The sequence below is a fragment of the Trichocoleus sp. Lan genome, assembly GCF_039961855.1.
Classification (GTDB): domain Bacteria; phylum Cyanobacteriota; class Cyanobacteriia; order Cyanobacteriales; family FACHB-T130; genus FACHB-T130.
In genome coordinates this window covers 25,084-37,942 of the sequence record NZ_JAMPKA010000044.1, presented here as the reverse complement: position 1 = coordinate 37,942, position 12,859 = coordinate 25,084, and the positions used below count along the sequence as shown (strand labels likewise).

7 protein-coding genes and 2 pseudogenes are annotated in these 12,859 nt (G+C 45.5%); 1 reads left to right on the top strand and 8 read right to left on the bottom strand.

Annotated features, from left to right (window positions below; genetic code table 11):
* The 4 genes and pseudogenes from NDA03_RS25845 to NDA03_RS25830 form a co-directional block, all read right to left on the bottom strand.
* Positions 1–265, bottom strand: a pseudogene (locus NDA03_RS25845) (integrase); the annotation flags it as partial.
* A gap of 638 nt (positions 266–903) precedes the next feature.
* A complete protein-coding gene (locus tag NDA03_RS25840; RefSeq protein ID WP_348239553.1) occupies positions 904–1,128 on the bottom strand; it encodes a hypothetical protein in 225 nt (74 codons plus the stop codon).
* A 239-nt stretch (positions 1,129–1,367) separates the two neighbouring features.
* Positions 1,368–2,000, bottom strand: a complete 633-nt coding sequence (locus NDA03_RS25835; RefSeq protein WP_190416010.1) for a hypothetical protein — start codon at positions 1,998–2,000, stop codon at positions 1,368–1,370.
* Between the two features lie 164 nt (positions 2,001–2,164).
* Complete coding sequence (locus NDA03_RS25830; RefSeq protein ID WP_190416009.1) at positions 2,165–3,313, bottom strand: hypothetical protein; 1,149 nt, start codon at positions 3,311–3,313, stop codon at positions 2,165–2,167.
* A 354-nt stretch (positions 3,314–3,667) separates the two neighbouring features.
* Between NDA03_RS25830 and NDA03_RS25825 the strand changes: the two are divergent.
* Positions 3,668–3,775 (top strand): annotated as a pseudogene (locus NDA03_RS25825) (IS5/IS1182 family transposase); the annotation flags it as partial.
* An 88-nt stretch (positions 3,776–3,863) separates the two neighbouring features.
* Here NDA03_RS25825 and NDA03_RS25820 read toward each other — a convergent pair.
* The 4 genes from NDA03_RS25820 to NDA03_RS25805 all read right to left on the bottom strand — a co-directional run bounded on the left by NDA03_RS25820 (position 3,864) and on the right by NDA03_RS25805 (position 12,713).
* Positions 3,864–9,887 carry an FAD-dependent oxidoreductase gene (locus tag NDA03_RS25820; RefSeq protein WP_348239552.1) on the bottom strand — a complete coding sequence of 2,008 codons (6,024 nt, stop codon included), beginning with the start codon at positions 9,885–9,887 and terminating at the stop codon, positions 3,864–3,866.
* Positions 9,888–10,251: 364 nt separating this feature from the next.
* Entirely contained in the window at positions 10,252–10,770 is a 519-nt protein-coding gene (locus NDA03_RS25815; protein ID WP_339380850.1) for a beta-ketoacyl synthase N-terminal-like domain-containing protein, read from the bottom strand.
* 128 nt (positions 10,771–10,898) lie between these two features.
* On the bottom strand, positions 10,899–11,327 hold the full coding sequence (locus tag NDA03_RS25810) for a beta-ketoacyl synthase N-terminal-like domain-containing protein (protein ID WP_348239551.1): 429 nt from the start codon (positions 11,325–11,327) through the stop codon (positions 10,899–10,901).
* A 48-nt stretch (positions 11,328–11,375) separates the two neighbouring features.
* Positions 11,376–12,713 carry an AAA-like domain-containing protein gene (locus NDA03_RS25805; RefSeq protein ID WP_190416005.1) on the bottom strand — a complete coding sequence of 446 codons (1,338 nt, stop codon included), beginning with the start codon at positions 12,711–12,713 and terminating at the stop codon, positions 11,376–11,378.
* Between the last annotated feature and the right edge of the window lie 146 nt (positions 12,714–12,859).

Here is a 12,859-nt window from a genome sequence, read left to right as displayed (position 1 = left end):
ACAGCATCTTATTCGCTGTCGCCGGGGCGTATCGTTTCATCAGCGCCGTGCGGATAGCCGCAGTGTTTTGATACCGCAGCGCTGCCCAATTCAGTGTCATCGCATCGCACTGACCGTCAGTGAGGAGTTGGGCGATCGCATCGAGTGCCTGTCTCATAGTCGGTCTGGAACCATCCGCCAGCCCATCCAAATATACCGCAGCCGGGTGTTGGGTTAGTGGCAGCGGTGTTGTCAGCACCAGAGTTTTCGCGGCTAGACGACTCATTTACTTATCAGAAGTAAAGTTCTAGAAAGCTATTTAATCATGGAGTTAGTTCGCTTGGGAACTAATCGATGGGGAGCGATCACATCGGTCTTGCTTGAGTTGGCTAGATGTCTGCTACTCGGCGAAAATAGATGGTTGGTGCAACCAGGGGTACCCCTGACTTGAAACTATTGATATGTATAGATTTTAGCCTTTGTCTTTTAACGATGAATGATACCCGTTTTCACGGCTTATTAATAATTTTTCTAAATATACTAATTTGACTGGATTTGACAAACTCTCTTAAATTTGGATTTTTGATAAATTTCTGAAAATGCGACTATCTATTCATTTATGCTCAACTCAAATCTGAGATTGCCTGATAAGAGTTGAGAATGAATGGCTAAACCCCATTGGGATACAGAAGAACTCGTCGAAAATGGACACTTCTTCCCCAAGAATTACCTACTTTTTTGGTCGCGCTCATTATGGCTTTGACTGATAATTTTTTCGATGGTAGCAGATGGCGAGAAAATATCTTTGCCGAAAATGGAAGTTGGTTGGTGAGAAATAGCATGGGTCAATCCCTCATGCTGGGGTAAATATTTTCAGCATACTTTGCCTAGAAGGAGACAAATTAGGCAAAGTCATGATTTGTATTACTTATCAATTCTGCCCAAAAAGGGTTGACTTTTGTGACAACACACGGGCATTGCCCCTGGTTGCACGAACCTTCTATTTTCGCCGTCTCGCACGGACTCAACTTCTCTTGGCAGCAGGTATTCCCGCACTCTCACTTCAGCATACTTATGGGAGTTTGGAGAACAGCGAAATGGATTAAGAAATTTACCAACTTTTGATTGTTGAGTAGAAGAAGGAGCCATACTTAGACCCCCTGAAAAATCAATCAACTTTAGGGCTGTTTTCCCTACTTTCGCCCTAAAGTAGGCATTTGAGTTAATGTTGCATCAATTAGTAACTATGTACTAAATCGACCCGGTTTGTAGCTTCATTGCATTGGGACTAACTAGAACAGACAGTGGTAACGATACTCTGCCATAGCTGGCAAATTGCTGGTTGCGTTCAGAGAACCAGTCGGAGGAGTAAAAAAAGCCTGAAACCTCTATCTGATAAGCATTTCAATCGCTACTTTGCGACTGGTGTCACCTTCGCTATATTTGCACCTCTCAGGTACAAGATGACCAATCAATAACTTCAAGAATAATGCTGGGATGAACCACTCTAACCCAGGTGTAAAACCAACTTTGTAAAGTCCTATTGCAACAGCAATCAGATACAACCCCACAGCTAAGGGTCGCTTGAGGTAAACGGGTACAGCTAACACAACTGCCGTCGCCAAGAGTAGACAAGCACTCACTGACGTGAAGTAGTTCCAGTCAAATCCTACACCCACGCGAAAAAACCATGCCGCGAGTGCAATGTGGAGCAGGTGCGGCAGTATAAATGTAATGTGCTCAACTGAATTCACTTCGGGTCGGTGGTACCAACGCTTTGTCGTATCGGTTGCATTACAAACAGCACCGCCAATAATATCGAAGCCGATGATTGCTCCAACAGCAATTGGTAAGAAGCCAAACCCAAGCAACCAAAGCCGAAATGCTGCCAAAGCTGCACCTACAAAGGCACTGGTAAGAATCAAGATATTTTCGGCGGGAGTAGCACCCGGTCCAATGAGCCGATCCCAAAGTCCAAGCAAACCACTACGAGGAGTAGGGAATTCGTAGCTATCGACCATGTTGATACAAAGTTAACTATCTAATTGATGTCAAGTTTAGCTAATGGTGAGGCTTAACTTCCGGTTCAGCAGTGGGTCGAAAGTCGAGACAGCGATCGCCTTCGCCTTCGGTACTGTATTGCTATACAAAGGCGTACCTTGACAGCATTGTCGCAACCTCTAACTCAAGAATCTCTTAGGAAAGAGAGGTTTACTTTGCCAACTTTGTCAGTCTTTAATTCGGTAAACCAGAGATTTCCATCAGCTCCTCGTATGATGCGATGCATCACTGTTCCGGGAGTCGGAACCTCATAGAAATCAATTGGAATATTGCTGATATCAGAAGAATTGGTGGTTAGAATCTGCTTGTCAATTTTAATCAGGTGATCGCTGCCAGGTGGTGACGGGTGATTCGCATCCACATATTGCTGAACCCAGAGGTTATGGTCGGTGTCAAATGCCAGTGCTGCTAGAAGAACATTATTTTGCAGCTTGGGTACTGGAAATTCAGTAATGCAATTAGTTTTGCAGTTCTGTTTAATGCGTCCAACGTTGTTGCCAGCCTCTTCGGTAAACCACATATTACCATCCGGTCCAGGCACAATCGCGATCGGACGACTGTTGAGGGTGGGAATATTGAACTCTTCAACGGTTCCATTGGATGTAATGCGTCCAATGGCATTGCCCACTAGCTCGGTAAACCACATATTGCCTTCGGCATCTGCATGGATATAGATCGGTACACTGCCTACAGTTGCTCTTGGATTGTTTACCGTTGAGATGGGGAAAGTTTCAATAGTGCCATCTGGTGTAATGCGACCGATGGTACCAGTCGCTTTGCCAGTGTACCAAACGGTTTGACCATCGCTGCCAATTGCTAAGCCATGCGGATGGGTGTTAATTTCCTCGGTACAGGTGGTGCAGTCTAACTGGACATCGTATTTAGTGGCTGAATCGTAGTTGGGATGCGTCGGATCGAGGCGGATAATTTCTCCGGCAAATTCAAGGGTAACCCAAAGCTGACCCGCTCGATCGAAGGCAATCCCGTGGGGGCCACTGTATTGAGGCATGGGGTAGAAGGTCATTGTGCCATCTGGTTTGATGGCGATAAGCTGATCGTAGTTTTGCCCCGTGATCCAGAGGGTATCGCCATGAAATGCCATTTCATGGGTTGAACCCCGTAGGTCAGAGGGGGTCGAATATCGGTTAGGGTAGGAAATGGCAAAATCGACAATTTCATCTGCAAATGCCAATTCAGTGAATGAAAAAGCACTTCCTAGTATTAGTAAAAGTCCAATTAAGATAGCACAGAATATTTGACCTAATATTTTCATTAACTAACCTCTTGAATTCAGGACTTTTAAGAATTTATACACAATTTCTCACACAAAATCCAGATGCAATCGTTGCTCAGTAAAGAATTAAGTACGCAATTGGAAATTGTTTGTTTTAGGTGTACTGATATGAGGTTCAATTGGAAAATTTTCACCTTCACATAGCAAATAGTGCTTTATAGCAAGCAGATGCAACCCGGAAAACCACAGGTCACTCCACAACTTTAGCAAGTTACAAGCGCAGCACCAGTTTGAGCTGGTAGATGGCAGGTTCGGATGAATCCGACATTGAGCCATCTTACCGCGTCGCCTGCTCTATCTCCCCCCCCAAAAAAATCGCTCTCTACTTGCGATTGGTTATCTTGGTGTCGTCTGAATGTAGATTTCGAGCGATTACCTGCTTCCTCAGAGGCATTTATCTACATTGCGATGATTCGACTGATGCTACGCAGACTTGCCTGATGTTTCTCTGACTTCCTCCGTATTTCCAAATATCCTCTTAGCTCCCCGGCTTCTTAAAGAAGTCGGGGATTTCGACTTCACAAATCAATTAGGGCTTCGCTAATACACAATGCTCTTTCTGAATGAGCTGACGTAATTTAGCAACTAACTTTTGGCTGTCAATAATTGAGTAGTGATCGACACCCGAAATGATTTCTGTACGAACAGAATTTTGGACGTAAGGTTGCCAATCAAAACTCGCTTCAACCCCTTCTGGATATCCCTGAATGGCTGCTTGTTTTTCGGCTTTTAATAGAAATACGGGACAGGTACATTTCCGCGTCGGGGTGTATGCTCTCATTGCTTGCCAATTGAATTTAAAGACCTCAAACAATCGTTCGGTTCGCTCGGATTGCAAGTCTAAATTGCTGGCGAGTACGTCTTTGTTGAACCAGTCAGAAAGGAAGGTTTCTAAATCTTCTTGATCGCTATTAGAATATTGAGCTGTTTCGCTCAAAGGAGCAGGCGAATCGAATAAGGCGACGAAGTCTACTTGTTCGCGATTTTCCAGAAGTTGGAGAGCCATTTCAAATGCAACTAATCCTCCAAATGACCAACCGCTGAGGGAATAGGGACCTTCGGGCTGGCGTTTTTTGAGGGCTTGAATGTACCGCGCCGCCATATCGCTAATGTTTGCGATCGCTTTTCCGGTTTCTACCCCTTGTGCTTGAATGCCATAGAGCGGATAGTCTTTACCCAGGTGACGGAACAGTCCGGCGTACTTTGAGGTGGTACCGCCAATGGGATGTACGCAAAATAAAGGATTGTGGCGAGTTGCATTCTGGTTGGAATCGCCTTTGCGAAATTCCACTAGCAAGGGGTCAAGCTGAGAAACCGTTGCATAAGACTGTTTAGCATCTTGCTCTACAATATAGTTTGCCACCGCTTCAATCGTGGGCAACTCCAACCACACAGACGGTTCAATCCGCCAACCCAGCCAACTGGTAAGTTCTCCAATTAAACCCACTGTCAGCAGTGAATCTAGAGGATAGCTTTCTAAGGGAGCTTGCGGATCGATTTCCGTTACTGGCACGTCTAAGTCGGCTGCCATATGGTTCACGATCCAATCTTTAACTTTTTCCAACGTCAGTTCTCCGGCATATTGTTCTTGGGAGACGCCAACTACTGCCGTTGCGGCGGCATAGGGTTCGCGCACGCGCACGCCTTCACGCGCTGGTAGGAAGAAGCGACGCACTAATTCTCTGGCATAGGCAACGTTCGCTTCAATTAATTCAAAGTTGAGCAGGCTACCCACGTAGTAAGTATGGTGTTTCCCCTGCATCGCCTCAAACTGTTGGTAATAGCCGTCTTTCAACTCTAGGCGGCTAACGTGGGGCATATATTTCCAGGCGCGTTGCGCGTGTACCTGAACGAGCTTACCGCCCATACGCTCCACATCTGCTTTGATATAGCCAATGATGTCATCACCCGTTATCGAGGCATTGCCATAGGAATAGACCGCATAAACATCAGTTTCGTCGTAGCGGTGATGGAACGAAACAATATGCCCGATTGTAGACAGGTCGAGATTGTTTTCTTTCAAGAAATAGAAGGCATTGCGTGGGATGCCCTCAATGGTGCAAACGGTTGTGTAATAGTCGAGGTAGCGAATTTTGCCAAAGAGTTCTCGTTCTTGGGGCGAAGCATCGAGAAATTCTAGAGAGTGGTCAAAGGGAAGTGCTAGAACAATCTCATCAAAGTCAAATTCCTCGTTTTCCGTGATGATGCGAACCCCTTTCTCTATGCGCTCGACCTTGGTAACGTGGACGTTGCAGCGAACATCCTGCAATTGTGCGGCTAGCTTGTTCCAGACATTCAGCCAACCCCCCTTAACCGTCATCTGCTGGCGATTTTTCACATTCGGGTTGAGGGACATGAACCCGGCGGCATCAGAGTATTTGATGAAATTCATCACGGGGATGCAGTCATCAGCGAGGTAGCCGTAACCAGCGGCCGTATGACCGATGCCCAAGGATTTCTCCATCTCTGGAAGCTGATTTTTGCTCAACCACTCAGAAACCGATTCACTCAGCGCATCGCCAACATGCACCAGTCCGGGGCGGGCAATGCCTGGAAACTCCGACCACTTCATAACGTGGTATTTGAGAAAGTTCTGCTTCTCATACAGGGAAGCATCATCTGGTACAACGGTTTGCTGCTGAAAATCGTAAGTGAAATAGGGGGTTGTTCGTTCGCGTTCGACTCCTAACTCATCCAACAGTTGCTTGGTGGCGTGATACTCTTCGGTGTAAACATGACCGCCCCAGTCGTACCAGTACCCATCAATTTCTATCGATGCACATTTGCCAGCAATCTGCAACTGACGCTCCAAAACCGTTACCTTATGTCCCAGTCGTTCCAGTTCATAAGCAGTAGTTAACCCAGAAACCCCCGCACCGATAACGCAAACATGACGGGGTGATTCGAGGCGGACTGGTTCGTCTGGCGAATTTGACCCGGTTCCCTGGACGGGTACGAATTGCTCAAACGCATCAACTAGCACTGCGCCGAGGAGGGCGACTTCAGCTTTAAACCGCAACTCGTGGGGCGAGATTTCCTGCTCAAAGAAGGTGTTGACGGTCGCTTGTGCTTGTTCTAAATTCTCGACAGGAACTTGCTGATAGGCGGTACCAATGGCACTGATTAACGTCCATTGTGGTTGCTCGCTGTGTTTGACCCAACAACCAGTAAATTCTCTCAGGATAACCATGCCGTCTTCTAGTCGAATATCGACGGAACGATGGATGGCTACAGCTCGATTGTCATCCACTGCCAGAATTTTTGTTGGACTAGAGCAATAGTTCGCTGCACTGCTTAAATAAGCACCGCCCAGCCAGTAGCGTTGCAGTTGCTTGCGGTTGGTAAAAATCAGTGCCTTAATATTTCCCTGTCGATCCTCCGCCCGCAGGCACACTCGACGGTGCAACTGAGTTAACGCCTCGATTTCATCCCGATTGGTGACAGAAGCGAACTGGGCGTATTGAGCAATACTCGCTTGGAGTTCCTGAGTGGGAGTGGGTTGCTGTGCGATGACTTGATCCAACACCTCTCCCCAAGCGAAAAACTGTTTTAAGACGTGGCGCAGGGCGGCTGGATATTTAGATAAAACGGTTTCCGTGACGTGCAACGCCAGTGTTTCTTGTGCATCCAAAAAATTGCGGCGTTTGGCAAAGTCGTGAATGGTTTGAGCTGCCTTTTCTAAGGCTTCTTTGAGGGAAACGTCTTCAATGGTCGGGATACTCTCCAACGCCATGAGTGCGGCTGTGGGCTGCCCGGTTTTTCTCATACTTTGGACAATTTCATAAACCAAAGTGCGAGCGTGATTGACGGATGCCCCCTCGTAGGGAGATTTTGCCCAAATAATTCCCAGACTTTCCGGCGCATTCCAGACGTTAAATTCTAAGGGTTCGATGACCTCGTTGGGAATGATTTGTCGCAACGAGAAGCGAGCGATCGTATGGTAAGGATAGAGTTCTTCGTCCCAGCCGATGGTCGTTTCCCTAGCAGCTTCGTTTAACTCCTCCGACTCTTCCACCTCTCGCAACTGGATTTGTAGTAGGTAGTCAACCCCTCCGTTTTCGACTCGCTGCTGAAAATCATCCCGCAAATACGTTCTGGGACGGGTATCGTTTTCTTTGCGAGGAACGTGATCCATTGGGGCTGGCATATCGGCTGGATTAATAAAGCCGGAGTCGGGAGACATATCGGCATTCCGCAGGCGGTAGCGCATGAAGCGGCGTTTGCCATCGTTACCGATAAACCACACCGTCATTTTGTTGAAATAATGCAGTTTGGTACAGGATTCGGCGTTGCGGGCGATGTATTGGAAATTGGGAATGATCGAGGGATACTCCTCCGTCATTTTCAACCGCTCTGGCATACTGCTGTTAAACCAGCGGAAGAAGCACTGAGCATGGGGCCAGGGAAAGTTATGCCCCGTGTTCATAATCACGTCCAAGAGGGTTTTATTCAGATCCAGGTCTTCCCATTTGGCATCGGCAGAACCATCGACAATCCGGAAGGTGGCAGAACGAACATCCATAATGGCATCGTCTTCAAAGCCTTTCCCTGCTGCATGACGCACGATGACGGGAAACTTTTGACCGGGTACGAAAAATGGATGGGCCGGTATATTCGGCTGAGGCAGAAATTCAACTTGCCCGAAGCCTGTAACCCCGACAGTATGGGTCGAACGACGTTTTAAATCTTTACCCCGCTGTCCGGTGAGCAACGCTAAGTTACTGATTAGTTTGTGAAATTCGGGTGTCATCCCTCGCAATCGAGGGTCTTCTTGTTGATCCGAACTCGTGGTTTCTTGATAGGCGATGGTATCGATTTGGAAGGCTTGTTCTTGCAAGGTTCCCTTGAGGTACGCTTGCTTGCAGGCTTGGCGGCGGAGTTTACCACTGGTGGTTTTCAAGATTGTACCGGGAGATGCGATCGCAACTGTGCGACACGATACCTGATGCTCTCGCAACAAGTGAGAACGAATCAGGCGAACGATTTCATGGAGTTGTTCGGATGAGGGTTTATTGGCACGAATCTCTGCAATGACCGCAACTTGCTCTTCACCTCTGACGACGGGATCGGAAACAGAAAACGCCACCGCTCCTCCCGGTAAAATTAACGGGTGGCAACGGCAAACTGTCTCTTCTAAATCTTGCGGGTACAGGTTTCGTCCCCGGACAATAATCGCGTCTTTTAAGCGCCCTGCAATATAGAGTTCGCCATCCAACAAAAAGCCTAAATCGCCCGTGCGAAGATAGCGTCCTGCACTCTCATGAAGGCCAGCCTCGAAAACTTCCTTCGAGAGTTCCGGCAACCCCCAGTATCCCAGCGCCTTACTGGGAGAATCGACCCAGATTTCGCCTACTTCTCCCGCTTGGCGTTGCTGATAAGTTTCGGGATCGACAATCCGCACATTGACTCCGGCAAGTGGCTTGCCACATCCCACCAAAGTCAGGGTACGACCGTCTTCTGGAATTTCTGCTAGCTTAACAACCCGTTCCCACTCCAACGAGTCTCGTTCCACCGTAACGCGGCGACGCCCTAAGACCGAAATACCCACGGTATGTTCTGCCAGTCCATAGGCGGGACAAAAAACTTGAGGATTGAGATTGCAGCCAGCGAAGGCATCGAGAAATACATCGACAGTGGTAGGTCGAATAGGTTCGGCGGCACTCATCACCACTTGTAGCGAACTTAAATCCCACTGCTGTCGCTGTTCGGGTGTCGTCTTGCGGACAGATTGCAGATAGGCAAAGTCTGGCGCGGCTGTATGGGTTGCCTGGACGCGGGAGAGTACCTCAAACCAAACCGCAGGACGTTGGACGAATGCCAGGGGAGACATGAGATAGAGATGACCGTTGCCATACAGTGAACTCAAAATCCCACTGACCAAACAAAAGTCATGGAAATGAGGCACCCACGCCACTAGTCGCGAGTCGGCATTGAATCCTAACTCCTCGCCGGTTACGCTCAACTGATGCATGATGTTACCGTGGCTAATCATCACACCTTTTGGTGCGGAAGTTGAGCCAGAGGTGTATTGCAAGTAAGCGACATCCTCTAACGTCGGCGCGTGACGTTGGGGCAACGATTCAGGATCATTTTGCAGGTCGTCTGTTCGATAGCAGGGTAACTCTGACCAAAACCCTTTTTGCTCAAGAAACAAACTCGCCTCAGTCTGGCGCTTCACCGCCAGGTACTCTCCATTCGTGAGAATAGCTGAACTGCCACTATTTTGCGCGATCGCTTCAAATGCGGATAGGTCATGTTGCAACTTGAACGGATTGGGAGGCGCAACGGGAACGGGAATCACACCCGCCAACAAACAGCCAATCAAGGCTTTGACGAAATCCAGCGATTGAGGGTAAACGAGTAAAACGCGATCGCTAATTTTCAGGTTGCAGTCCCGGATGAGGAATGCTGCGATTTGCTTTGTCGTGCGATCGAGTTCTTGGTACGTTAGAGATTCTTGGTCTTGCCCATCTGCATTGACAAACGTATAGAGAATGCGATCGGGTTCTGTTGTTAATTGTTGACTAAATCTATCGAGAACGGTTTCTTTCATTGTCATAAATCTCACCATTTCAGTTGCCGATTAATTGTTACTTCTGCGCCAAACACTCGCGAATAAACCTGCCCTTGCTAGTCATGCGATGTAATGTTGGCGATTAATTTCGTTTCATTGCTAAATTGCACATCCATCGAAACCTAGAAAGGTTTGTCTACGGGAATCTCTCGAAAATGCTCTCCTTCTTGACACCGTAGAGGCAAACTTCGAGCTTGGTTAAAATGCCGCACCCAAATCAACATGCATTGAAATGGAATATCTGCGTCGATTAGATTAAATGCCTGGGGTGGAATCTGTCCAAACTGTCTTTCCTCTACTTTGGGCGAGACACATTTCATAGTTAGCTTTTCTGCATTGAGGTTTAAAATTTTTTGAACTTCTTGAAAGCTAGCGCCATGAAACAACGTCCCATCTTAGTAGGTAGAGAGACTCGCCAATGCCTTATCTTCAGTGCTATTAAAGGCTTCATAAATTGGAGCCGTTGGATTTTTTGCACCAGCTTATCTGACTGCTGTAATGATAGCGGGGCGTTCTGAGCATCCTTAAAGCGCTTCAGTACCATCATCCCGATTGCTTCACTGAAAAGCATTCCATCAGAATCAGCATTAAATAGTTTGATTTTTTGCTGTTTATAAAAAGTGTGAGTTTTACTAAAACACATATACATAAAAATTGAGGTATCAGTATCTACACCCCTAGCCCGGATCATGAAGCTACGGTATGCAGCCAACTCGCTAATAGCCATTTGTACGCTAGTTAGTGAACTCGCCAAGGCAGCATTTACAATACAGTTAATCTGGTTCAAATTTAAGCGGGTAGCAATCCATCGGGTCATGATGTTACCTAACGTACCGGGAAAATAATTTTCTTTCCATCCAATGTAAATCAGTTTATTTTTTTTAAGAATCCGTTGGGTATCTTAATCAAGCAGGCTACTGCTTTTCAATACCTCTTTTGAAACTGAAAACCGCAAACAATTAGTCAGGAATGTAATCAATTTTTAGCCCCTCAAACACCTAAAATAATGGCTGACGTAAACCCATTGAATTTTTCAATTTTACCATGTATCGCATCTTCAAGTACCCGCTTAGCAACCACTAGCGATAGCCCTTGAGAAACATCTGTTATTTTTAAAATATTAAGAGGAATCCTGAACTTCATCGGATTAAAACTAACATCTGAAATAAAGCCCACTCGCTTCCAACACATCTTATCTAGCGCTTTACGATCGGGATTGTAGTAATCATCTACATGCCAATCCCAGAGAATAACTTCAGTTATACAATCAACTTTTTTAATGAGGTTTATCCAGTAATATCGTAAATTAATAGCTCGTAGCAAGATAAAATTTATACCAATAAATGTAGCAAAAATACGATTAGATTGGCAGTTAATTTTGCTATTTTCAGAAAAATTATTAACATTCAAATAAATCATCTTTATTAGATAGTTTTAAAACTTGAATTAAGATTATTATCATTAGCTTTAAGAGCGCTCGCTAAAATACTGCTGATACAGATCGCAGCTAACCATTGCTAGCTTGTCTTGCATCGTCACCAGCCCAATACTCTGTAACTTAAACGCCTGTAACTGCTCCAACTCAACGGGGGCTTTTGCTCTTAACATCTTCTCAAATGCTGCTGCTAGTTCAGGGTGGTGCTGTAGGTACCACGATTTTTGATGCAGGTATTCACTATAAACTCCGGTATCTGAAGCAGCCGTTTGTAGCAGTTCCTCTAACGTTAAACTCCCTTGAGCCAGATGATATAAAGCAACACGTAATAGATAGGGATGACCAGCCACTAGCCACATCAACTGAGATAGCTCGTGGATTGATAGATTGAGTCGATGGCGGTCAGCTAAATCCTGTACTTGTTCCCAAGTAAATGAGTCTAACTGAATCTGTATCCCTACCTTAAAGGGAGACTTATTCATATTTAAAGAGGTATAAGCTTCCGTAGAATTTATCACTACTAAGCGGAGTTTTTTCCAAATATCGTTATCTTTTGCTTCCTCATGCCAAGAACGCAAAAGGGATAAAAAATCTTGGGTAACTTGGGGATATTGGAAAATTTCATTTACTTCATCCACTGCTAAAACAAGTGGCCTATCAATTTGTGTTAGTAGATAATCTTGAAAGTAGTTTGTACAGCTAGCCTTACTACCTAAATCCTCAGACCAATAGTCATCCAATCTCGGTTTTAGTTTCAGTCTTTGACTCACTTCGTAGGCAAACCACCGCAACAACCTATTTAGGTTTGCGAGAATCAACTGATCTACTCTCTGCAAGTTCAAGCTGACTGTTTGATAGCCTAACCTTGTAGTATGAGCGAGAATCCTTCCCATCAAAGAGGTTTTGCCCATCTGTCTGGGTGCTTGGATATGGATAAAGGCTCCTGGCTTCATAATTTCTGTGTAACATCTTGTTTCATGAGGGACTCGCTCGATATAAAAGGAAGAATGTATAGAAACTCGTCCCTCTGGAAATTCCAAATCCATCAATTCTGAATTTAGTGTCTCAATTAGGTTGCCAGTTTTCCTCAAAACTTGGTTCAACCATTGCCTTTCCACGATAGAACGAAAATTATTTTTACTAACTTTTACTCCCAATATGCCAGACAAAAGCCGCCATAGCTGAGGAGCAACTGTTTGTTGAATATAACTTGGGGAATATTCTAATTCTTTGGCAAATTGCTCATAAGTTTTTCTAGGATATTGCCAAAACTGATGCAACACAGCTTTTTGAATATTATTGAGAGATTTTCCGGTTTTTGCAAAGAGCAATTTTTCAACAAATTCTAAGCCATCACGGCTTTCTTCCATAGCTAGTAAACTAAAAATATACATTGCAAAGTTGTTAGCTATAACGACCGAATTTTATAACGCTAAAGAGTAAGCTATAACTAAATTAAAACTAATCTTTTTCATTTGCATACGGAGTATAAAGCGAATAAAACTAAATTTTTTGA

Excerpts from the sequence above, each read along its gene's own strand:
- NDA03_RS25840 (WP_348239553.1), bottom strand. The coding sequence starts at position 1,128 with ATGGCTCCTTCTTCTACTCAACAATCAAAAGTTGGTAAATTTCTTAAT.
- NDA03_RS25835 (WP_190416010.1), bottom strand. The coding sequence starts at position 2,000 with ATGGTCGATAGCTACGAATTCCCTACTCCTCGTAGTGGTTTGCTTGGA.
- NDA03_RS25830 (WP_190416009.1), bottom strand. The coding sequence starts at position 3,313 with ATGAAAATATTAGGTCAAATATTCTGTGCTATCTTAATTGGACTTTTA.
- NDA03_RS25820 (WP_348239552.1), bottom strand. The coding sequence starts at position 9,887 with ATGAAAGAAACCGTTCTCGATAGATTTAGTCAACAATTAACAACAGAA.
- NDA03_RS25810 (WP_348239551.1), bottom strand. The coding sequence starts at position 11,327 with ATGATTTATTTGAATGTTAATAATTTTTCTGAAAATAGCAAAATTAAC.
- NDA03_RS25805 (WP_190416005.1), bottom strand. The coding sequence starts at position 12,713 with ATGGAAGAAAGCCGTGATGGCTTAGAATTTGTTGAAAAATTGCTCTTT.